The 21627-nt window shown below is 53.6% G+C and carries 20 protein-coding genes and 1 other RNA gene; 12 read left to right on the forward strand and 9 right to left on the reverse strand.

From position 1 onward, the window contains the following. Positions 1-20 precede the first annotated feature (20 nt). Positions 21-446 carry a PPC domain-containing DNA-binding protein gene (locus tag SK39_RS15610; RefSeq protein WP_003027037.1) on the reverse strand — a complete coding sequence of 142 codons (426 nt, stop codon included), beginning with the start codon at positions 444-446 and terminating at the stop codon, positions 21-23. Between the two features lie 374 nt (positions 447-820). Here SK39_RS15610 and epd point away from each other — a divergent pair, with 374 nt between their 5' ends. The 7 genes from epd to srsR all read left to right on the forward strand — a co-directional run bounded on the left by epd (position 821) and on the right by srsR (position 7918). Next, positions 821-1849 carry an erythrose-4-phosphate dehydrogenase gene (gene epd / locus SK39_RS15615; protein WP_003027035.1) on the forward strand — a complete coding sequence of 343 codons (1029 nt, stop codon included), beginning with the start codon at positions 821-823 and terminating at the stop codon, positions 1847-1849. A gap of 39 nt (positions 1850-1888) precedes the next feature. Continuing rightward, positions 1889-3052 carry a phosphoglycerate kinase gene (pgk, locus tag SK39_RS15620; RefSeq protein ID WP_003027032.1) on the forward strand — a complete coding sequence of 388 codons (1164 nt, stop codon included), beginning with the start codon at positions 1889-1891 and terminating at the stop codon, positions 3050-3052. An 88-nt stretch (positions 3053-3140) separates the two neighbouring features. Further along, positions 3141-4220, forward strand: coding sequence for a class II fructose-bisphosphate aldolase (fbaA, locus tag SK39_RS15625; protein WP_003027029.1), 1080 nt, complete (start codon positions 3141-3143; stop codon positions 4218-4220). Positions 4221-4411: 191 nt separating this feature from the next. Continuing rightward, positions 4412-5272, forward strand: coding sequence for a small-conductance mechanosensitive channel MscS (locus tag SK39_RS15630; RefSeq protein ID WP_032937416.1), 861 nt, complete (start codon positions 4412-4414; stop codon positions 5270-5272). A 150-nt stretch (positions 5273-5422) separates the two neighbouring features. Then, positions 5423-6058, forward strand: coding sequence for an arginine exporter ArgO (argO, locus tag SK39_RS15635; RefSeq protein WP_003027005.1), 636 nt, complete (start codon positions 5423-5425; stop codon positions 6056-6058). 93 nt (positions 6059-6151) lie between these two features. Beyond that, positions 6152-6898, forward strand: a complete 747-nt coding sequence (locus SK39_RS15640) for an oxidative stress defense protein (RefSeq protein WP_003027002.1) — start codon at positions 6152-6154, stop codon at positions 6896-6898. Between the two features lie 123 nt (positions 6899-7021). Then, positions 7022-7918 (forward strand): LysR family transcriptional regulator SrsR, encoded by an 897-nt coding sequence (srsR, locus tag SK39_RS15645; RefSeq protein WP_003026999.1) that lies wholly within the window; start codon positions 7022-7024, stop codon positions 7916-7918. Here srsR and SK39_RS15650 read toward each other — a convergent pair. From SK39_RS15650 to argP, 5 genes are all read right to left on the reverse strand, one after another. Continuing rightward, a complete protein-coding gene (locus SK39_RS15650; RefSeq protein ID WP_016150958.1) occupies positions 7915-9381 on the reverse strand; it encodes an acetyl-CoA hydrolase/transferase family protein in 1467 nt (488 codons plus the stop codon). The two genes, srsR and SK39_RS15650, sit on opposite strands and share 4 nt — an antisense overlap. Before the next feature lie 24 nt (positions 9382-9405). Further along, positions 9406-10191 carry a methylmalonyl-CoA decarboxylase gene (scpB, locus tag SK39_RS15655; RefSeq protein WP_003026994.1) on the reverse strand — a complete coding sequence of 262 codons (786 nt, stop codon included), beginning with the start codon at positions 10189-10191 and terminating at the stop codon, positions 9406-9408. A gap of 10 nt (positions 10192-10201) precedes the next feature. Beyond that, entirely contained in the window at positions 10202-11197 is a 996-nt protein-coding gene (meaB, locus tag SK39_RS15660) for a methylmalonyl Co-A mutase-associated GTPase MeaB (RefSeq protein ID WP_048217179.1), read from the reverse strand. Further along, positions 11190-13334 (reverse strand): methylmalonyl-CoA mutase, encoded by a 2145-nt coding sequence (gene scpA / locus SK39_RS15665; RefSeq protein WP_048217180.1) that lies wholly within the window; start codon positions 13332-13334, stop codon positions 11190-11192. Before scpA ends, meaB begins: the two co-directional genes overlap by 8 nt. 232 nt (positions 13335-13566) lie before the next feature. Then, positions 13567-14460 carry a DNA-binding transcriptional regulator ArgP gene (gene argP, locus SK39_RS15670; protein WP_003026988.1) on the reverse strand — a complete coding sequence of 298 codons (894 nt, stop codon included), beginning with the start codon at positions 14458-14460 and terminating at the stop codon, positions 13567-13569. Positions 14461-14630: 170 nt separating this feature from the next. Here argP and rpiA point away from each other — a divergent pair, with 170 nt between their 5' ends. Together rpiA and serA are read left to right on the forward strand one after the other, a co-directional pair. Continuing rightward, positions 14631-15290, forward strand: a complete 660-nt coding sequence (gene rpiA, locus SK39_RS15675; RefSeq protein WP_003026986.1) for a ribose-5-phosphate isomerase RpiA — start codon at positions 14631-14633, stop codon at positions 15288-15290. Between the two features lie 271 nt (positions 15291-15561). Continuing rightward, positions 15562-16794 carry a phosphoglycerate dehydrogenase gene (gene serA / locus SK39_RS15680; RefSeq protein WP_048217182.1) on the forward strand — a complete coding sequence of 411 codons (1233 nt, stop codon included), beginning with the start codon at positions 15562-15564 and terminating at the stop codon, positions 16792-16794. A gap of 335 nt (positions 16795-17129) precedes the next feature. Here serA and SK39_RS15685 read toward each other — a convergent pair whose 3' ends face one another. The 3 genes from SK39_RS15685 to zapA all read right to left on the reverse strand — a co-directional run bounded on the left by SK39_RS15685 (position 17130) and on the right by zapA (position 18300). Then, the gene (locus tag SK39_RS15685; protein WP_046670315.1) at positions 17130-17726 is read right to left on the reverse strand and encodes a 5-formyltetrahydrofolate cyclo-ligase; all 597 of its coding nucleotides are present in this window, start codon (positions 17724-17726) and stop codon (positions 17130-17132) included. 19 nt (positions 17727-17745) lie between these two features. Then, positions 17746-17929: non-coding RNA, 6S RNA (gene ssrS, locus SK39_RS26050), on the reverse strand. A 41-nt stretch (positions 17930-17970) separates the two neighbouring features. After that, positions 17971-18300, reverse strand: a complete 330-nt coding sequence (gene zapA / locus SK39_RS15690; RefSeq protein WP_003026980.1) for a cell division protein ZapA — start codon at positions 18298-18300, stop codon at positions 17971-17973. Positions 18301-18467: 167 nt separating this feature from the next. Between zapA and SK39_RS15695 the strand changes: the two genes are divergently transcribed. The 3 genes from SK39_RS15695 to ubiH are packed head-to-tail and all read left to right on the forward strand — an operon-like array spanning position 18468 to position 21571. Beyond that, the gene (locus SK39_RS15695; protein WP_003026978.1) at positions 18468-19046 is read left to right on the forward strand and encodes a YecA/YgfB family protein; all 579 of its coding nucleotides are present in this window, start codon (positions 18468-18470) and stop codon (positions 19044-19046) included. 24 nt (positions 19047-19070) lie between these two features. Beyond that, complete coding sequence (pepP, locus tag SK39_RS15700) at positions 19071-20396, forward strand: Xaa-Pro aminopeptidase (protein WP_048217183.1); 1326 nt, start codon at positions 19071-19073, stop codon at positions 20394-20396. Then, complete coding sequence (gene ubiH, locus SK39_RS15705; RefSeq protein ID WP_003026973.1) at positions 20393-21571, forward strand: 2-octaprenyl-6-methoxyphenyl hydroxylase; 1179 nt, start codon at positions 20393-20395, stop codon at positions 21569-21571. Before pepP ends, ubiH begins: the two co-directional genes overlap by 4 nt. The last annotated feature ends 56 nt before the right edge of the window (positions 21572-21627 follow it).

Raw genomic sequence — 21627 nt, forward strand, 5'->3', positions numbered from 1 at the left:
GACCTCGTATAAGTGAATCGTTAGCGGGATGAAATAACCAGTTCGTCATAACCGGAAACGGCGCAGGGCTGACGGCTGAATGCCAGAGACGTCAACTCGCCAATCACCAGTTCCAGCGTGGTTCGCACGGTACAGCCCGGCATCATGTGTCCGCCCAGCATCGCGCCGTGTGGGTCAGCAACCGCCAGATGAAGATGCTCGCCGGTAAGTTCCAGCGTGCCGTTCAGAGAGATAATTTCCCACGTACCCGTAAGTAATGTGGTTTCTTCACGTCCGGCGAAGCGCAGAGCAATGTTGGTCAAACTGCCGGTGCAACCCGCTATCCAGGCTGCCTGTAGTTGATGCTGCTGGATAAAAGCGTGTAGCGCTGAAAAGACTTCCTGGCCCGGTAATAAACGCAGCGCATGAAAGCGAGCTTCAGATGGTTGGGGATAGAATGTTGCCATAGTTGAGGGACTCCGAGACTCGGACGTTGCGCTGATAATATAGACGCGGGTTAGGGAGCTTTCTGATATAAATCAGGATTTGTGACATGGCAACGAAATAATCTTGCTACGGTTATTCGTAATTCTGGAATATGGAATAAAAGTCGCGTTGAAGGACGTTAAAATGTGACGTAAGTCAGATAACTGTGTTCTGTTGCTGGACAATCATTCCTTTTATTCCGCGTTTCGCTTATTCTAGCTGAAGCGTTTCAGTCGATTAAATGTTCGACAATTAACCAATTAGTCGCAGTTTGCGACAGGTAAGGTTTCCCTGAGCGATTTGCTGCATTACTCTGTCTGCCACATCGTTTCTGAGAAATCCTTGCAGGAGACCTATGACCGTACGCGTAGCGATTAATGGTTTCGGTCGCATCGGACGCAACGTGGTTCGTGCTTTGTATGAATCCGGGCGTCGGGCGGAAATCACCGTGGTGGCAATCAACGAACTGGCGGATGCTGCAGGCATGGCGCATTTGTTGAAATATGACACCAGCCATGGGCGTTTTGCCTGGGATGTTCGTCAGGAACGAGACCAGCTCATCGTTGGCGATGACGCGATCCGCATTCTGCATGAGCGAACGCTCGATGCGCTTCCGTGGCGCGAACTGGGTGTCGACGTTGTGCTGGATTGTACGGGGGTCTTTGGCAGCCGCGAACACGGCGAGGCGCATATTGCCGCCGGCGCAAAGAAAGTGCTCTTTTCACATCCTGGTAGTCACGACATCGACGCAACCGTTGTGTTTGGCGTTAATCAGGATCAGCTGCGCGCTGAGCACCGGATCGTTTCCAATGCCTCCTGCACCACGAATTGCATAATACCCGTCATTAAATTGCTGGATGATGCTTACGGCATTGAGTCTGGTACAGTCACCACGATCCACTCCGCGATGCACGATCAGCAGGTTATTGATGCTTATCATCCTGACCTGCGTCGCACGCGAGCGGCCAGCCAGTCGATCATTCCGGTTGATACCAAACTGGCGGCGGGCATCACGCGAATTTTCCCGCAGTTTAACGATCGTTTTGAAGCGATTGCGGTGCGTGTACCGACCATAAATGTGACGGCGATCGACTTAAGCGTGACGGTGAAAAAACCAGTAAAAGCCAGTGAAGTCAACCAGTTGCTGCAAAAAGCAGCACAAGGTGCATTTCATGGTATAGTTGACTATACGGAATTACCGTTGGTCTCAGTAGATTTTAACCACGACCCGCACAGCGCCATCGTTGATGGTACGCAAACGCGCGTGAGTGGCGCTCACCTGATCAAAACGCTGGTCTGGTGTGATAATGAATGGGGCTTTGCTAACCGTATGCTCGATACGACGTTAGCGATGGCTGCTATTGGTTTCAGGCTCGACGCTTGAGCGTCGACAAAACTTTATGAATCAACGAGAGGATTCACCATGTCTGTAATTAAGATGACCGATCTGGATCTGGCTGGTAAACGCGTTTTTATCCGTGCGGACCTGAACGTACCAGTTAAAGAAGGGAAAGTAACCAGCGATGCGCGTATCCGTGCTTCCCTGCCGACCATCGAGCTGGCCCTGAAACAGGGTGCTAAAGTGATGGTAACTTCCCACCTGGGTCGTCCTACCGAAGGCGAGTACAACGAAGAATTCTCTCTGCTGCCGGTTGTTAACTACCTGAAAGACAAACTGTCTGCTCCGGTTCGCCTGGTAAAAGATTACCTGGACGGCGTTGAAGTCGCTGCCGGTGAACTGGTTGTTCTGGAAAACGTTCGCTTCAACAAAGGCGAGAAGAAAGACGACGAAGCGCTGTCCAAAAAATATGCTGCTCTGTGCGACGTATTCGTTATGGACGCTTTCGGTACTGCTCACCGTGCGCAGGCGTCTACTCACGGTATCGGTAAATTCGCCGATGTCGCTTGTGCAGGTCCGCTGCTCGCTGCCGAGCTGGATGCACTGGGTAAAGCACTGAAAGAACCTGCTCGTCCGATGGTTGCTATCGTTGGTGGTTCTAAAGTTTCTACCAAACTGACCGTTCTTGATTCTCTGTCAAAAATCGCTGACCAGCTGATTGTTGGCGGTGGTATCGCGAACACCTTCGTTGCTGCTCAAGGTCACAACGTGGGTAAATCCCTGTACGAAGCTGACCTGGTTGACGAAGCTAAGCGTCTGCTGACCACTTGCGACATCCCGGTTCCGACCGACGTTCGCGTAGCGACTGAATTCTCTGAAACCGCACCGGCTACCCTGAAATCCGTTAGCGATGTAAAAGAAGACGAGCAGATCCTGGATATCGGCGACGCTTCTGCACAGCAGCTGGCTGACATTCTGAAGAATGCGAAAACCATTCTGTGGAACGGCCCGGTTGGCGTGTTCGAATTCCCGAACTTCCGCAAAGGTACTGAAATCGTTGCTAATGCCATCGCAGACAGCGAAGCATTCTCTATCGCAGGCGGCGGTGACACCCTGGCAGCAATCGACCTGTTCGGCATTGCTGACAAAATCTCCTACATCTCTACTGGCGGCGGCGCGTTCCTCGAATTCGTGGAAGGCAAAGTACTGCCAGCAGTAGCCATGCTCGAAGAGCGTGCTAAAAAGTAAGAATTTAATGGGCAGGGAAACCTGCCCTTATTTTAGCGCGCTTTAGGGCGCGCGCCCTTTCCAAGGCCGAAGATACAGGACTCGTAAAATGTCTAAAATTTTTGATTTCGTAAAACCAGGCGTAATCACTGGTGATGACGTACAGAAAGTTTTCCAGGTAGCTAAAGAAAACAACTTTGCTCTGCCAGCTGTTAACTGCGTGGGTACCGACTCCATCAACGCCGTTTTGGAAACTGCTGCAAAAGTTAAAGCGCCGGTAATCGTACAATTCTCCAACGGTGGTGCTTCTTTCATCGCGGGTAAAGGCGTGAAGTCCGACGTTCCTCAGGGCGCTGCAATCCTGGGTGCTATCTCTGGCGCGCATCACGTTCACCAGATGGCTGAACACTACGGTGTTCCGGTTATCCTGCACACTGACCACTGCGCGAAGAAACTGCTGCCGTGGATCGACGGTCTGCTGGACGCGGGTGAAAAACACTTCGCAGCAACCGGCAAACCGCTGTTCTCTTCTCACATGATCGACCTGTCTGAAGAGTCTCTGGAAGAGAACATCGAAATCTGCTCCAAATACCTGGCGCGCATGTCCAAAATGGGCATGACTCTGGAAATCGAACTGGGTTGCACCGGTGGCGAAGAAGATGGCGTGGACAACAGCCACATGGACGCTTCTGCACTGTACACTCAGCCGGAAGACGTTGATTACGCATACACCGAGCTGAGCAAGATCAGCCCGCGTTTCACCATCGCAGCTTCCTTCGGTAACGTACACGGCGTTTACAAGCCGGGTAACGTCGTTCTGACCCCGACCATCCTGCGCGACTCTCAGGACTATGTTTCTAAGAAACATAACCTGCCGCACAACAGCCTGAACTTCGTCTTCCACGGCGGCTCCGGTTCTACTGCTCAGGAAATCAAAGACTCCGTAAGCTACGGCGTAGTGAAAATGAACATCGATACCGATACCCAATGGGCTACCTGGGAAGGCGTTCTGAACTACTACAAAGCAAACGAAGCTTACCTGCAGGGCCAGTTGGGGAACCCGAAAGGCGAAGATCAGCCGAACAAGAAATACTACGATCCGCGCGTATGGCTGCGTGCTGGTCAGGCAACCATGATCACCCGTCTGGAACAGGCTTTCAAAGAACTGAACGCGGTTGACGTTCTGTAATTTACGCAGTTCCACGTGACATGAGGCCCGCAAATGCGGGCCTTTTTTATTGCTATGTCAACGTTCTGCTGGCAGAGAATTCTGTGATCTGTTTGGCAAAATCCAGGTTTATTGTTTACCCTTGTCAGGTTGCCAGTCCCGTTAGGGCGGCTTTATTTCTCCCGTTTGGGTAAGCAAAAAAGGAATATTGAATGGAAGATTTGAATGTTGTCGACAGCATAAACGGTGCGGGCACCTGGCTGGTGCGCAACCAGGAACTGCTGTTGAGCTATGCCGTCAACATCGTTGCGGCCATCGCGATTGTCATTATCGGTATGATCGTGGCGCGCATTGTATCAAATACCGTTAACCGCCTGATGCTGGCGCGTAAAATTGATGCCACTGTTGCCGACTTCCTCTCTGCACTGGTGCGTTACGGTATTATCGCTTTCACGCTGATTGCCGCTCTGGGCCGTGTTGGGGTGCAAACAGCCTCCGTGATCGCCGTTCTCGGTGCCGCAGGTTTAGCCGTCGGTCTGGCGCTGCAAGGTTCGCTGTCCAACCTCGCCGCAGGTGTCCTGCTGGTAATGTTCCGTCCGTTCCGTGCGGGTGAGTATGTCGATCTCGGCGGCGTAGCGGGAACCGTGCTCAACGTGCAGATTTTCTCCACCACCATGCGTACCGTGGATGGCAAGATTGTTGTGATCCCAAACGGCAAAATCATCGCCGGGAACATCATTAACTTCTCTCGTGAACCGGTTCGACGTAACGAATTTATTATCGGTGTGGCTTACGACTCCGATATTGATCTGGTGAAAAAAATCCTCACCGATATCATTCAGTCGGAAGATCGCATTCTTAAAGACCGTGAAATGACGGTGCGCCTGAATGAGCTGGGGGCTTCCTCAATTAATTTTGTGGTACGCGTCTGGAGCAACAGCAGCGACCTGCAAAGCGTCTACTGGGACGTACTGGAGCGTATTAAGCGCGAGTTCGATGCCAACGGCATCAGCTTCCCTTATCCGCAGATGGATGTGAACTTCAAGCGTGTGAAAGAGCGCGCGGCAGAGTAATTACGCGCCCGGAGGCGCTATCGCTTTCCGGGCCGATAAAAACTTTCTTTCCATTAATTTCCCTAATCTACGATTAAAATTATCCATTTCCGCTAATGTTTTCCCCGCGCTATAGTCTGCTCCTAAGAGAAACAGTTCGGGATGATTAACGTGTTATCGTATTACTTTCAAGGGCTTGCACTTGGTGCGGCCATGATTCTTCCGCTTGGTCCGCAAAACGCCTTCGTGATGAACCAGGGCATTCGCCGCCAGTATCACATCATGATTGCTTTACTCTGTGCTATCAGCGATTTAGTGCTGATTTGTGCGGGGATCTTTGGCGGTAGCGCCTTGCTGATGCAGTCACCATGGCTGATGGCGCTGGTCACCTGGGGTGGGGTGGCTTTTTTACTCTGGTACGGTTTCGGGGCGTTAAAAACGGCGATGAGCAGTAACCTGGAACTGGCCAGTGCCGAGGTGATGAAGCAGGGGCGCTGGAAAATCATTGCTACTATGCTGGCGGTGACATGGCTCAATCCCCATGTTTACCTGGATACCTTTGTGGTGCTGGGGAGTCTGGGGGGGCAACTGGACGTTGAGCCGAAGCGCTGGTTTGCGCTGGGAACCGTCAGCGCTTCGTTCCTGTGGTTTTTCGGTCTGGCATTGTTGGCGGCCTGGCTGGCTCCGCGTCTGCGCACTGCTAAAGCGCAGCGCATCATCAATACGCTGGTAGGATTAGTGATGTGGTTTATTGCTTTTCAACTGGCAAAAGAAGGTGTTGCGCACGTTCATGCGTTGTTCAACTAAGTGTTGTCTGATGGACAACGCAGCGAGATCGTCTAAGCTTGCCTGCATGTGCCCTGAGTTTCGGGGTAATTGTTGAAACATGGAGGAACGACCGTGAAGTTCAAAATAATGGCCCTGGCGGCATTAGTCGGATTCAGCGCACTATCGGTACAGGCAAATGAGCTGCCAAATGGACCGCACATCGTGACTTCCGGAACAGCAAGCGTGGATGCGACACCAGACATAGCTACGCTGGCAATTGAAGTGAACGTTGCTGCCAAGGATGCGGCTTCAGCGAAGAAGCAGGCCGATGAGCGCGTGGCGCAATATCTGTCCTTCCTTGAACAGAACCAGATAGCGAAGAAAGACATTAGCGCTGCAAACCTGCGTACCCAGCCGGATTACGACTACCAGAACGGTAAAAGTATCCTCAAAGGGTATCGTGCGGTGCGCACCGTTGAAGTCACGCTGCGCCAGCTGGACAAACTTAACGCTCTGCTCGATGGCGCGCTGAAGGCTGGTCTGAATGAGATCCGTTCGGTATCGCTTGGTGTTGCCCAACCGGATGCTTACAAAGATAAAGCGCGTAAAGCGGCAATTGATGATGCTATTCATCAGGCAGAGCAACTGGCTGCGGGCTTCAATAGCAAACTTGGCCCGGTGTACAGCGTGCGCTACCACGTTTCCAATTATCAGCCGAGCCCGATGGTACGGATGATGAAAGCAGATGCCGCACCTGCTGCTTCTGCTCAGGAAACCTACGAACAGCCGGTTATTCAGTTTGACGATCAGGTTGATGTCGTCTTCCAGATTGAGCCGACGGCGGGGCAACCAGCCGCAACGCCAGCCAAAACTCAGTAATTGTTGCAGACCCGGCTTTCCAGCCGGGTTTTTTCTGTGAGCAACTGTAAAAATGAGACTTCACATCCGGTCTTTTTTTTCGCCGTAATGAGGATAGGCCATAGCGATTTTTAAGGGGACGCTATGGATATTTTTATCTCGAAAAAGATGCGTAATTTCATTCTGCTGGCGCAAACCAATAACATCGCCAGAGCGGCAGAAAAAATACATATGACCGCATCGCCCTTCGGTAAAAGCATTGCTGCACTGGAAGATCAAATCGGCTATACGCTGTTTACCCGCAAAGATAACAACATCAGCCTGAATAAAGCAGGACAAGAGCTGTATCAGAAGCTGTTTCCCGTTTATCAGCGCCTCTCTGCCATTGATAACGAAATCCATAACGCCTCTCGCCGCTCGCGGGAAATTGTTATCGGCATCGACAATACCTACCCAACGATTATTTTTGACCAGTTGATTAGCCTTGGTGACAAGTATGACGGTGTGACGGCTCAGGCCGTTGAATTCAGCGAGAATGGGGTGATTGATAACCTGTTCGATCGCAAACTGGATTTTATTATCTCGCCGCAGCACGTTTCCCCCCGCGTGCAGGAGCTGGAAAATCTGGCGATCAGCGAACTGCCTCCGCTGCGTCTGGGGTTTCTCGTTTCTCGACGCTATGAAGAAAAACAGCCGCAGGATCTGCTGCGCGAGCTGCCCTGGCTGCAAATGCGCTTCCAGAATCGCGCCAACTTTGAGGCGATGCTGGATGCATACATGCGACCCTGCGGGATCAACCCGACGATTATCTATCGTCCGTACAGCTTTATGGCGAAGATTAGCGCGGTGGAGCGCGGGCAGTTTTTGACGGTGATCCCTCACTTCGCCTGGCGGCTGGTGAACCCGTCGACACTGAAATATTTCGACGCGCCCGGCAGCCCCATGTATATGCAGGAGTTTCTCTATTCGCTGAAAAATCATCGCTATACCGCCACCATGCTCCAGCATATTGCTGAAGATCGTGACGGTAGTGCAAGTTAACCTAGCATCGAGCCTGTTTCGAGAAGGTTGCGATGCAGATCGAACGCATGGCTGAGATCGTGATGGATATGCCCGCCGGGCGCTTTTTCCAGATAGCGGTGCAAGTAATCTCTGTAAAGCGGATGCGCACAGTTATTGATAATCGTGTGCGCCCGCTGCATCGGAGATAACCCACGCAGATCGGCAATCCCTTGTTCGGTCACGATCACTTTAACGCTATGTTCGCTGTGGTCGACATGGCTGCACATCGGTACGATGGTTGAGATTTTCCCGCCTTTGGCAATCGACGGCGCCATAAAGATAGACAGGTAGGCGTTGCGCTCGAAGTCCCCGCTGCCGCCGATGCCATTCATCAGGTTCACCCCCGCAACGTGCGTGGAATTGGCATGACCGTAGATATCAAACTCCAGACCGACGTTGAGCGCAATAACCCCCAGCCGACGAATGATTTCCGGGTTATTGGAGATCTCCTGCGGGCGCAACACAATCCGGCTGGCGAAGAAGTCCATGTTGTCGTAAATCTTCTGTAGCGACGGGGCTGAAATGGTCAGGCTGGAGGCGCTGGCACCGGTTATCTTGCCCGTTTCCAGCAGATGCACCACCGACTCCTGCAACACCTCCGAATACATCATAAAGGGCGGGATATCCGGGTTCTCGCCCAGTCGAGCCATTACCGCGTTGTTGATATTGCCCACCCCGCTTTGTAAGGGCAGAAACTCAGCTGGAATGCGTTTGTGCGCCATTTCTGCCAGCAGAAAAGAGACTACGTTATCGGCAATTTGTTGGCTGACCGGATTGGTTTTATCCGATGCATTTCCTGCATCGGGCAGTTCGGTATCCACCACCGCAACCACCTTTTTGGGGTCTATCTGTACGCACTGACTGCCTACGCGATCCATGGTATGAAAAATGGGTACGCTGTTACGCCGCGGCGGCGCACCGGGTATCACGATGTCGGCAAACTCCGCCACACGCGGATTATGGTAATGATTCAATTCAATGATCACTTTTTTCGCCCGCAGCAGCCAGGTGGGGGCATTACCGATACCGCTGGACAGCCAAATCCGGCCATCCGGCGCGATGGCTGAGGCTTCAATGACGGCAACATCGATCTCGCCAAAAAAGCCGTAATTAACCATTTGCGCCACTTCGCTCAAATGGAGATCGACAAACCTCACCTGGCCCTGATTAATTTTGTCGCGCAGGCCCGATGACGTTTGATAAGGCGCACGCCAGGAAACGGCATCCGCCGCGGATAGTACATCATCAGCGGCGGCGCCAATTGATGCTCCGGTCAGCAGGCGGATCTGAAAAGGCTGTCCGTTCTGATGCTGTTCGCAGGCACGTTGGGCAATTGCGGTGGGTAACGCTTTTGGCGAACCCGCGGGGGTAAAGCCGCTAAACGCCACCATATCATCGTGCTGGATAATTTCTGCCGCCTGTTCGGCGCTCATCCGTTTCATGGCCGTCTCCTTCCTCAGACGTGATTAATGGCCGACAAAATTAGGTTTACGTTTTTCCATAAACGCGTTCATCCCTTCCTGATAATCCTCGCTGTCGTACACCGCGCGGCGCATGCCCTGAATGCGCTCGAACTCATCGGAATTCATGGTGTGCGCTTCACCCAGTACGCGCAGCTCTTCTTTAATGACGGCGATCGCCAGCGGCGCTTTCTCCGAGATGTGGTGCGCCATTTGCAGAGTGAAATCCTCCAGTTCGTCTACAGGAACCACATGGTTGAGGATCCCGACGGCCATCGCACGCTGAGCGGTAATCGGTGAGGCGGTAAAGATCAGCTCTTTCACGATGTGAAAACCGGCGTCGCGAGTCAGGTTGTGGATGCCGACCAGGTTATACGGCACGCCGAGGTTGACCGGGGTCATCGAGAAGGTGGATGTTTCAGCGGCGATGATCAGATCGGAACTCATGATCATCTCAAATGCGCCGCCCCAGACGCTGCCTTCAACCATAGAGATCACCGGTTTTGGATATTTTTGGATCATGCGGGTTATCTGACGCAGCGGATCGTCATAGGAGAGCGGATCTCGACGTCCGGTCGGGAGTTCATGAATATCATGCCCGGCAGAGAAAACTTTGGCTCCACTCGGAGCGCGTAGAATGATGCAGCGAATGTCCGCACGATTGAGATCGCTCAGCGCCTGCATCAGATCGTCAATAAACACTTTACTCAGGGCATTGAGCTTGCGGGCGTAATTGAACTCAATAACCGCGACTTTCTGGATGATGACCACGTTGACGTATTGATAAGACATAATGTTCTCTTTATTGAAAGTAATGATGCTGGATAAATTCGCTGATGTGCCGCAGACCGGTGCGCGGCGACAGATCGTTATTTTTGACGGCCTGTAGCGTCTGCTGGAAATAGCGGTCGAAATCAGTCCGCGCAAACAGCAGATGTAGGGCTTCTTCTTCAGCCTGCTGGTGTAACCAGTCCACCGCCTGCTGCTGGCGGACTTTTTCCAGTCGACCGCTGGCGCTAAGGCACGTTTTAAAGTCGGTTATCGCCTGCCAGACCTCCTCAATACCGCGTTTTTCCAGGGCGCTACAGGTCAGAACCAGCGGCTGCCACTCGTCATATTTACGGCGCAGAATATGCAGGGCGGATTCGTACATATGGCGGGCGATGGCCACGCTGGCATGGTTCTCGCCGTCGTCCTTATTGATGACGACCAGATCCGCCATTTCCATCAGACCTTTTTTGATGCCTTGCAAATCGTCGCCACCGCCGGCAATTTGCAGTGAGATAAAGCAATCCACCATGCCTGCGACTTCGGTTTCTGACTGCCCAACGCCGACGGTTTCTACAATCACCACGTCAAAGCCAGCCGCTTCGCAAAGCAGCATTAATTCGCGGGCGCGCTGGCTGGCTCCGCCTAAATGACCGCTGGAAGGGACCGGGCGAATAAACGCAGATTCGGCGCGAGACAGCTCCGTCATGCGGGTTTTATCGCCAAGAATGCTGCCACCGCTGACCGGGCTGCTGGGATCGACGGCGATCACCGCCACCCGTAATCCGTGACGGATTAACAGCATGCCGAATGCTTCCAGAAAGGTGCTTTTGCCCGCGCCCGGCGTACCGGTTATCCCCAAACGCAGGGCGTTACCGGTGAACGGCATAATTGCGTCCAGCAACTGCGTACTCAGCGGCTGGTGGCGCGGGTGGCTGCTTTCGACCAGCGTCATCGCCTGGGCGAGCGTAGCCCGTTCGCCAAGTCGCAAGCGGCGGACGGCATCCTCAAGCGTAGCGGCGTTAATCATGATGCTGACTGATACGGGTTAACACATCGCGGACGCTGTCGAGCATTGGCGTGCCGGGGCCATAAATGGCTGCCACGCCATGCTCGTGCAGGAAGGCGTAATCCTGTGGCGGAATAACGCCTCCTGCTACCACGCAGATATCTTCACGCCCCCATTTTTTGAGCGCGGTAACCAGTTCCGGGATGAGCGTTTTATGACCCGCCGCCAGTGACGATGCGCCTATTACATGCACATCGTTTTCTACCGCCAGACGGGCGATCTCTTCTGGTGTGGAGAACATCGGACTGAGATCGACATCGAAGCCGAGATCGGAGTAGGCGCTGGCGATCACTTTCGCGCCGCGATCGTGACCATCCTGGCCCATCTTGGCGATCAGGATCCTCGGTCGGCGACCATTTTCCGCGAGGAACTGCTCGGTTTGCGCAACAATGGCGTCGAACTCATCGGCGGATTTGTCGGACTGGTGATAGCTTTGCGCAATCACGCCGGTGACGCACTGGCTGGGAACCAGATAGCGGTCAAAAGTGGTTTCCAGCGCGTCGGAGATCTCACCGAGCGTGGCGCGAACGCGGGCGGCGTTAACGGCGGCGGCCAGCAGATTTTCATTATGCTGCGCGGCGTGGGTCAGCGCCGCGAGTGCGGCATTGACGGCATCTGTGTCGCGAGTTGCGCGGATATGCTGCAACGAGGCAATTTGCTCGTTGCGTACCTTCACGTTGTCGATTTCCAGTACCGACGTTTCGTCTTCTTTATCCAGCTTGTATTTGTTCACGCCGACGATAACGCGTTTACCCTGGTCGATCAGCGACTGCTCGCGCGCGGAAGCTTCTTCGATCATCCGTTTAGGGAGCCCGGCTTCGATCGCTTTCGCCATGCCGCCTGCCTCATCAATTTTTTTGATGATCGTGCGCGCTTGCTTCACGATTTGATCGGTGAGCGACTCGACGTAATACGATCCGGCCAGCGGATCGACGGTGCGGCAGATCTCTGACTCTTCCTGAATGATGATCTGTGTATTACGCGCGATGCGGGCGGAGAAATCGGTGGGTAGCCCGAGCGCCTCATCAAAGGCGTTGGTATGCAGAGACTGGGTGCCGCCAAGCGTAGCGCCGAGCGCTTCAATGGTCGTGCGGATCACGTTGTTGTAAGGATCCTGCTCGGTCAGACTCCAGCCGGAGGTCTGGCAGTGGGTACGCAGAGCGAGAGATTTCGGGTTGTTTGCGCCAAAACCGCTGACTGCTTCACTCCACAAATAGCGAGCCGCACGCAGCATGGCGACGTTCATAAACAGATCCATGCCGATGCCGAAGAAGAATGACAGGCGCGGCGCGAAGTCATCAATTTTCAGCCCGGCAGACAGCGCGGCTTTGATGTACTCAATGCCGTCAGCCAGCGTAAACGCCACCTGCTGGACGCAGTTCGCCCCGGCTTCCCCCATGTGATAACCGCTGATACTGATGGTGTTATAGCGCGGCATATTGGCGGAACACCAGGCGATGATGTCGGCGATGATGCGCATTGAAGGTTTTGGCGGGTAAATGTAGGTATTGCGGCACAGGTACTCTTTCAGAATATCGTTCTGAATGGTCCCGGTGAGTTGCTCTGGCGTTACGCCTTGTTCTTCTGCAGCCACGATATAAAACGCCAGTACCGGCAGCACCGCGCCGTTCATGGTCATTGATACCGACATCTTATCCAGCGGAATCTGGTCGAACAGCACCTTCATATCTTCGACAGTATCGATCGCCACGCCCGCTTTGCCGACGTCACCTGCCACGCGCGGGTTGTCAGAGTCATAGCCGCGATGGGTGGCAAGGTCAAAGGCGACGGAAAGTCCTTTTTGCCCGGCGGCGAGGTTGCGGCGGTAAAAGGCGTTGGACTCTTTGGCGGTAGAGAAACCAGCGTACTGGCGAATGGTCCACGGCTGCGCGGTATACATGGTGGCGCGCGGGCCACGCACGTAAGGCGGTAGGCCGGGAAGAGTGCCCGTGACTTCCAGATTATCGAGGTCCGCTTCAGTGTATAGCGGCTTGATGGCAATTCCTTCCGCCGTCTGTCTTTCCAGCGATTCGACGGTTTTTTCCCGTCGACTGAGTTCTTTATTAGCGAGTGTTTGCCACTCCTGCACGTTTGCCATTTTTTGCTCCGTATTACGCAATAAGTTGAATCTTTGCGGATACGGTGAGCTTTTTCATTTGGCTTGTCGCCAGCAAAAAATAGCCAACAGGGCGTCGTTTTTTGCCGCATGGCGTGTTTGATTTTGTGATTTATTTCAAAGACGTGGCGGGAATAGCATGAATAGAGGGTAAAGGCTTGTCGGCCGGATAAGGCGTTACGCCGCCATCCGGCACTCTGGAGCAATAAACGGTTTAATCCTGGCGCAACACCTTGTGCCCGTATTCCAGCAGCGCGTCGGTAACGTTGCGCATCATGCGGCTTTCCGGTGCAAAACGGTGCCAGTACAGCATCCGACGCTGGAACAGACCTGGCGTTAAATCGATCAGCTCGCCGCTTTCCAGCTCTTTCTCAATCTGTAAGTGCGGGATCATGCAGCAGGTGGTGCCCTGACGCGCCAACTGGACGAAGGCTTCAGAAGAGTTAACGATGTGGCACGGCACGCTTCCCGGCGGCAGATCGAAGTTTTGTTGCAGGAACGCCTGATGCATATCATCAAGATGGTCAAACGCTACCGCCGGGGCTTTCAGCAGGGCGGAGCGGGTGACGCCGTTAGGGAAATAACGCTCGGCGAAAGGTTTGGAGCCAACGAACAGGTAGTCCAGCGCGCCAAGTTTATCCACCAGACAGCTTGGCAGCGCCTGATGTTGGATACTCACCGCACCGACCACTTCACCACGACGCAGACGTTCCTGGGTGCGCGTTTCATCCTCAACCTGCAGGTTCAGCCGAATCGGTGAATTGGCCAGTACCGGGGCTAACGCCGGAAGCAACCAGGTCGCCAGACTGTCGGCGTTCACTGCCAGTGAGAGCAGCAGCGGTGTCGATCCGGTTTGTTCATCACCCAGCCACTCGTCTTCCAGCAGTTCAACCTGACGCAAAAGCGCCAGTAGTTTCTGCCCCTGTTCGGTTGGGCGTGGTGGTACGGTACGCACCAGCAGCGGTTGTCCGAACATATTCTCAAGCTGTTTTATGCGCTGTGAAACCGCGGATTGCGTGATGCACAGCTTTTGCGCCGCGCGCTCAAATCCTCGTTCACGAATAACCGCATCCAGTGCTTGTAGTGTTCTGTAGTCCGGACGTTTCATTGCTTTGACGCACTCCTGAAAATTTTGCTTGTTCTGCACTATGACACAAATTTAGGTTGGGTAAAGACGAAATCCGCCGCTTGCGAGCGGGTGTGGGGACATTTTTCTGCACAATGTTCTATAATGCGCGTGAATTTTCCCACCATATTCACATCACAGGCGAAACGATCATGACGCAGGATGAACTGAAAAAAGCAGTAGGATGGGCGGCACTTCAGTATGTACAGCCCGGTACCATTGTGGGCGTAGGTACAGGTTCAACAGCCGCACACTTTATTGATGCGCTGGGCACAATGAAAGGTCAGATTGAAGGTGCGGTATCCAGTTCGGACGCTTCAACCGAAAAACTCAAAAGCCTTGGCATCCACGTGTTCGATCTTAACGAAGTTGATAGTCTCGGCGTATACGTGGACGGCGCGGATGAAATCAACGGCCACATGCAGATGATCAAGGGCGGCGGTGCAGCGTTGACCCGTGAAAAAATCATTGCTTCCGTGGCGAAGAAATTTATCTGCATCGCGGATGCGTCCAAAGAAGTCGACATTCTCGGCAACTTCCCGCTGCCGGTTGAAGTGATCCCAATGGCGCGCAGCGCTGTGGCTCGCCAGTTGGTGAAGCTGGGTGGTCGTCCTGAATACCGTCAGGGCGTAGTGACGGACAACGGCAACGTGATCCTTGATGTACATGGTCTGGAGATCCTTGACGCCGTGGCCATGGAAAACGCCATCAATGCGATTCCGGGCGTGGTAACCGTCGGTCTGTTTGCCAACCGTGGTGCGGATGTCGCGCTGATCGGTACCCCAGACGGCGTGAAAACTATCGTAAAATGATCTGATGGGAGTGTCTTCTCCCGTTAAAAAAATTTTGGCAGGGCAAATTTGGTGACTTGTGTCACGTTTATAATATTGTCCTGCCGATCTCTCCAAAGAAAAAGTTATCGCCAGTATTTTCCTCTGACATTTCTCTCTGAATGACATTTCTTCAGCACGGCGACGCAAACGTTCATATTGCCGCAATATTATTTTTTGATATGTTGAAGAGGCGGATGAAAATCCCACACACAACACATCAGTTTGAACAAAAAAAGACAGGGTCGGGGAAATGGCAAAGGTATCACTGGAGAAAGATAAGATTAAATTTCTGCTGGTAGAAGGCGTGCATCAAAAAGCACTCGAAAGCCTTCGTGCAGCAGGTTATACCAACATCGAGTTTCACAAAGGCGCTCTGGACACTGAACAACTGAAAGAGTCCATCCGTGATGCCCACTTCATTGGCCTGCGATCCCGTACCCATCTGACTGAAGATGTGATTGACGCCGCAGAGAAACTGGTCGCGATTGGCTGCTTCTGTATCGGCACCAACCAGGTTGATCTGACCGCTGCGGCAAAGCGCGGGATCCCCGTGTTTAACGCGCCATTCTCTAACACGCGTTCCGTTGCGGAACTGGTGATTGGCGAACTGCTTCTCCTGCTACGCGGTGTACCCGAAGCGAACGCCAAAGCACACCGCGGCGTGTGGAACAAACTGGCTACCGGCTCCTTTGAAGCGCGTGGCAAAAAACTGGGGATCATCGGCTACGGCCACATTGGTACTCAGCTAGGCATTCTGGCGGAATCGCTGGGGATGCATGTCTATTTCTATGATATAGAAAATAAACTCCCACTCGGCAACGCCACGCAGGTGCAGCATCTTTCCGACCTGCTCAATATGAGCGACGTGGTCAGTTTGCACGTACCGGAAAATGCCTCCACCAAAAATCTGATGGGCGCGCGTGAGATTGCGTTGATGAAACCAGGCGCGCTGCTGATTAACGCCGCACGTGGTACGGTTGTTGATATTCCTGCGCTGTGCGACGCGTTAGCGACCAAGCACCTGGCAGGGGCGGCAATCGACGTATTCCCAACCGAGCCGGCAACCAACAGCGATCCTTTCACTTCGCCGCTGTGTGATTTCGACAACGTGATCCTGACGCCGCACATTGGTGGTTCAACGCTGGAAGCGCAGGAAAACATCGGTCTGGAAGTGGCTGGGAAACTGACCAAGTATTCCGATAACGGCTCTACGCTGTCTGCAGTTAACTTCCCGGAAGTTTCGCTGCCGCTACACGGCGGTCGTCGTCTGATGCACATTCACGAAAACCGTCCGGGCGTACTGACCGCGCTGAACCAGATTTTTGCCGAACAGGGCGTCAACATTGCCGCACAGTATCTGCAGACTTCCGCACAGGTAGGTTACGTAGTTATTGATATTGAAGCGGATGAAGATGTGGCGGAGAAAGCGCTGCAGGCGATGAAAGCTCTTCCGGGAACCATTCGCGCTCGTCTGCTGTACTGATTTCCTCTACATGGGCAGGCAGTTGACCTGCCCATCTTTCCTCTGATTATCCTGCCTTACTATCTCTTTGTGTAACGCATACATTCCGTTTTCGATCTTTGCCGCAATTGGTAATTAAAGGTTGCGCTCTGCGTTGTACATCAATAAAAGGAATTTACGATAGGGGCTTTAAAAAGGAAAGGGACGATGATGAGATACGTCATCATGCTGCTGATCCTGTTAATCATCGCTTCGCCAGCATATTAACAGAGAGTACGCAGGAGGGAGGTTCGCCTCCCTCACCCTTCACCGAGAAAGTTAGTTTAAAAAAACGGCGCTGTCAATCGACAAAAAAGCTACCATTCCCATACTTTTGACGGCGTCACCACCGCAGGCAGCGGGATATCCCATTCTTCAACAGGCAGCTTTTCTACTCGCTGACAATCGTGCGCGTAGCCTACGGGCTGGATCTTATGCTGCTGCCAGTTTTGTAGCGTGCGGTCATAAAATCCGCCGCCCATGCCCAGGCGTTGCCCATATTCATCAAACGCCACTAACGGCGTAATCAGTACATCCAGCTGTGACAGTGGTAATACGTCACGTACATCAAGTCGTGGTTCCTGGATCTTTAAGCGATTGGTTACCAGGTCGCTATGCGGATGATAGTGCAGGAACAGCAAATTACCGGCGCTGAAGGGATGAAGAACCGGAAGATAGACGCGCTTGCCCGCTCGCCACAGCTGATCTATTAGCGGCTGGGTATCGAGTTCGCCATCGAACGAGAGGAATACTGCCACCGTATGAGCGAGTACAACAGGGGGAAAGCTGAGCATTCGGGTCGCGGCTTGCTGACCGTATTGTCGTTGCTGTTCGGAGGTAAGCGCACGACGACGCTGCCGAATCAGTTGACGAATTTCTTGCCGGGATAAAGGGAGTTCAGAAAGTAATGTCATGGCTGTTGCCAGGTAGAAGGGAATCTCCGAGATGCCGCCGCAGGCTGTAACCCTTGAACCCTTGGTTCAAGGTGAATGTGTCGTCACAGTTTTAAGGCTTCTCGGACGGGCCGAGCATGCTCACCAACCGTGGAGCGCCACATTCTTGTGGTATGAAATATCGGCTCAGGGGACTGGCCCGCTTGCAAACATCTCAGAGAAATTTTGTCTTCACGGTCACTCTACCACAGTAAACCGAAAAGTGTTATTCAAAGTTTTGGCCCGTTTTTTCGGTTATGCGACCCTGATCAAGCAACGCCTGTTCGATGGTCTGTTGTAGCATCCGAATACGTTGTTCCATGCTCGCCGCGTACTCACGCGTCTTCGCTTTTTCCTGAGTTAATTCATAGCTGATGTTCAACGCGGCGATGAAAACCAACTGCTCAGTATTTGTGACTCTAGTGCGAACTTTTAGATCTTGCAATCGCTGATTGAGATCGTCCGCAGCCTGATTCAACGCATCCCTTTGTTCAGGCGGGCAATTCACTCGCAGTGAACGGCCAAATATTTGGATATCGACGGGTTGTGCAGACATGCCACCTTCCTGCTGATTGACTGCGCTGCCTTCGTCTCCAGACCGTGGGTCCGCGAAGGGGCGACACTATAGCTACCCTGGTATCAAGATACAAGCCCTTTTCTGGTCCACCAGGGTCCAAAGTGGTAGCATACCATGAATATTCCTCCCTTTGATGACGAATGCTTATGTCTATACAGAACGAAATGCCTGGTTACAACGAAGTTAGCCAGTTTTTGAACCAACAAGGGGCTGGATTAACCCCGGCCGAAATGCACGGCTTGATAAGCGGAATGATTTGTGGTGGAAACAACGACAGCTCATGGCAGCCGCTGTTGCACGACCTGACGAACGAAGGCCTGGCCTTTGGTCACGAGCTGGCTCAGGCGCTGCTGAAAATGCACTCTGCCACCAGCGATGCCCTCGAAGACGACGGCTTCCTTTTTCAGCTTTATCTGCCTGAAGGGGATGACGTCAGCGTGTTCGATCGCGCCGATGCGCTGGCGGGATGGGTAAACCACTTTTTGCTGGGCCTTGGCGTCACGCAGCCGAAGCTCGACAAAGTAACCGGCGAAACCGGGGAAGCGATTGACGACCTGCGCAATATCGCGCAGTTAGGGTATGACGAAGACGAAGATCAGGAAGAGCTGGAAATGTCGCTCGAAGAGATCATCGAATACGTGCGCGTAGCCGCTTTGCTGTGTCATGACACGTTTACGCGTCAGCAGCCGACTGCGCCGGAAGTCCGTAAACCGACTCTGCACTAAGAACGAAACGCAAAGGAGAGTGTGATGAGCGAGATATCTCAGCAAGAATTCCAGCGTCGTCGCCAGGCTTTACTGGCACAAATGCAGCCCGGCAGCGCCGCGCTGATTTTTGCCGCGCCTGAAGCGACGCGCAGCGCGGACAGTGAATACCCGTACCGCCAAAGCAGTGATTTCTGGTACTTCACCGGTTTTAACGAACCTGAAGCCGTGCTGGTGTTGATTAAAAGCGATGACACTCATAACCATAGCGTTTTGTTCAATCGGGTTCGCGATCTGACGGCGGAGATCTGGTTTGGTCGCCGTCTGGGCCAGGATGCTGCCCCGGCAAAACTTGGCGTTGACAGGGCGCTGGCCTTCAGTGAAATCAACCAACAGCTGCACCTGTTGCTCAATGGCCTGGACGCGGTCTACCACGCACAGGGCGAATATGCCTGGGCCGACGAGATTGTGTGCACGGCACTGGATAAACTGCGTAAAGGCTCCAGACAAAATCTGCACGCACCTGCCGCGATTATCGACTGGCGTCCAATGGTGCATGAGATGCGCCTGTTCAAATCACCGGAAGAGATTGCGGTCATGCGTCGTACCGGAGAAATCACCGCGCTGGCGCATACCCGTGCGATGGAAAAATGCCGTCCGGGAATGTTTGAATACCAGTTAGAAGGGGAGATTCACCACGAATTTACCCGCCATGGTGCGCGTTATCCGTCCTATAACACGATTGTCGGCAGCGGTGAAAACGGCTGTATCCTGCATTACACCGAAAATGAAAGTGAAATGCGCGATGGCGATTTGGTGCTGATCGACGCTGGCTGTGAATACAAAGGCTATGCGGGCGACATTACGCGTACCTTTCCGGTAAATGGTAAATTTACCCCAGCACAGCATGAAATCTACGATATCGTGCTGGAATCCTTAGAGACCAGCCTGCGTCTGTATCGTCCCGGAACGTCCATTCAGGAAGTCACTGGCGAAGTGGTGCGCATCATGATTACGGGTCTGGTGAAACTCGGTATTTTGCACGGTGATGTCGATCAGTTGATTACCGAAAATGCACATCGCCCATTCTTTATGCATGGTCTAAGCCACTGGCTTGGGCTGGATGTGCACGACGTCGGCGTTTATGGTCAGGACCGCTCACGTATTCTTGAGCCGGGAATGGTGCTCACCGTCGAGCCGGGACTGTATATCGCGCCGGACGCCGATGTACCGCCGGCTTATCGTGGTATCGGCATTCGTATTGAGGATGACATTCTCATCACCGAGGACGGCAATGAAAACCTGACCGCCAGCGTAGTGAAGAAAGCGGATGACATTGAAGCCTTAATGGCTGCGGCGCGACAGCAATGAGCGTGATTATCGTTGGTGGTGGTATGGTTGGCGCGACGCTGGCGTTGGCCATTTCTCAGCTCAGCCATGGGACTCTGCCGGTTCATCTGATAGAAGCGAGCGAACCTGAAACTGACCGCCATCCCGGGTTTGATGCCAGGGCGATCGCTCTGGCGGCAGGAACCTGCCAACAGCTGGCGCGAATTGGCGTATGGCAGGCGATTGCCGATTGCGCAACGGCCATTAAAACGGTTCACGTCAGCGATCGCGGTCATGCCGGATTTGTGACGCTGGATGCGCAGGAATACCGTATTCCGGCTCTGGGCCAGGTGGTAGAACTGCACGACGTCGGGCTGCGTCTGTTTGCGCTGCTGCGCAAAGCACCGGGCGTCACATTGCACTGCCCCGATCGCGTAGCCAGCGTGTCGCGCACGCAGGAGCGCGTAGAAGTTACGCTGGAAAATGGCGAAGTGATTGATGGTCGCCTGCTGGTGGCCGCCGACGGTACGCGCTCCGCACTGGCTACCGCCTGCGGTGTTGACTGGCTGCAACAGCCTTATGAGCAACTGGCGGTAATTGCCAACGTCACGACCTCTGTACCGCACGACGGGCGAGCGTTTGAACGCTTCACGCAATATGGTCCGCTGGCAATGCTGCCGATGTCTGACGGTCGCTGCTCGTTGGTGTGGTGCCATCCGCTGGAGCAGCGTGATGAGATTATGGCTTGGTCTGACGAACAGTTTTGCCGTGAACTACAAACCGCTTTTGGCTGGCGACTGGGACGTATTACCCAGGCCGGTAAACGCAGCGCCTATCCGCTTTCGTTAACTACAGCGCTGAAGGCGATTACCCATCGTACCGTGCTGGTAGGGAACGCCGCCCAGACGCTGCATCCCATTGCCGGGCAAGGTTTCAACCTGGGCCTGCGTGACGTAATGAGCCTGGCTGAGACGTTGACGCAGGCGGAAAACGGCGCGGAAGATGTGGGTGATTATGCGGTGCTGGCTCGCTATCAGCAGCGCCGCGAAAGCGATCGTGATACGACGATTGGTGTGACCAATAATTTAGTGTATTTGTTTGCCAATCACTGGGCCCCGCTGGTTGTTGGGCGTAATGCCGGGCTGATGGCGATGGAATTATTCACCCCTGCGCGCGATGCGCTGGCGGAGCGGACCCTGGGCTGGGTTGCGCGCTAAATATAACCTGTAGGCCGAATTAAAGAAGTAGGCCTGATAAGCGCAGCGCCATCAGG

Origin of the sequence: Citrobacter sp. BIDMC107 (assembly GCF_001037575.1) — a bacterium.
Classification (GTDB): Bacteria; Pseudomonadota; Gammaproteobacteria; order Enterobacterales; family Enterobacteriaceae; genus Citrobacter; species Citrobacter freundii.

Bases quoted from the DNA above. Each gene is read 5' to 3' on its own strand.
- SK39_RS15610 (WP_003027037.1), bottom strand. From the start codon at position 446: ATGGCAACATTCTATCCCCAACCATCTGAAGCTCGCTTTCATGCGCTG.
- epd (WP_003027035.1), top strand. From the start codon at position 821: ATGACCGTACGCGTAGCGATTAATGGTTTCGGTCGCATCGGACGCAAC.
- pgk (WP_003027032.1), top strand. From the start codon at position 1,889: ATGTCTGTAATTAAGATGACCGATCTGGATCTGGCTGGTAAACGCGTT.
- fbaA (WP_003027029.1), top strand. From the start codon at position 3,141: ATGTCTAAAATTTTTGATTTCGTAAAACCAGGCGTAATCACTGGTGAT.
- SK39_RS15630 (WP_032937416.1), top strand. From the start codon at position 4,412: ATGGAAGATTTGAATGTTGTCGACAGCATAAACGGTGCGGGCACCTGG.
- srsR (WP_003026999.1), top strand. From the start codon at position 7,022: ATGGATATTTTTATCTCGAAAAAGATGCGTAATTTCATTCTGCTGGCG.
- SK39_RS15650 (WP_016150958.1), bottom strand. From the start codon at position 9,381: ATGAAACGGATGAGCGCCGAACAGGCGGCAGAAATTATCCAGCACGAT.
- scpB (WP_003026994.1), bottom strand. From the start codon at position 10,191: ATGTCTTATCAATACGTCAACGTGGTCATCATCCAGAAAGTCGCGGTT.
- meaB (WP_048217179.1), bottom strand. From the start codon at position 11,197: ATGATTAACGCCGCTACGCTTGAGGATGCCGTCCGCCGCTTGCGACTT.
- scpA (WP_048217180.1), bottom strand. From the start codon at position 13,334: ATGGCAAACGTGCAGGAGTGGCAAACACTCGCTAATAAAGAACTCAGT.
- argP (WP_003026988.1), bottom strand. From the start codon at position 14,460: ATGAAACGTCCGGACTACAGAACACTACAAGCACTGGATGCGGTTATT.
- rpiA (WP_003026986.1), top strand. From the start codon at position 14,631: ATGACGCAGGATGAACTGAAAAAAGCAGTAGGATGGGCGGCACTTCAG.
- serA (WP_048217182.1), top strand. From the start codon at position 15,562: ATGGCAAAGGTATCACTGGAGAAAGATAAGATTAAATTTCTGCTGGTA.
- SK39_RS15685 (WP_046670315.1), bottom strand. From the start codon at position 17,726: ATGACATTACTTTCTGAACTCCCTTTATCCCGGCAAGAAATTCGTCAA.
- zapA (WP_003026980.1), bottom strand. From the start codon at position 18,300: ATGTCTGCACAACCCGTCGATATCCAAATATTTGGCCGTTCACTGCGA.
- SK39_RS15695 (WP_003026978.1), top strand. From the start codon at position 18,468: ATGTCTATACAGAACGAAATGCCTGGTTACAACGAAGTTAGCCAGTTT.
- pepP (WP_048217183.1), top strand. From the start codon at position 19,071: ATGAGCGAGATATCTCAGCAAGAATTCCAGCGTCGTCGCCAGGCTTTA.
- ubiH (WP_003026973.1), top strand. From the start codon at position 20,393: ATGAGCGTGATTATCGTTGGTGGTGGTATGGTTGGCGCGACGCTGGCG.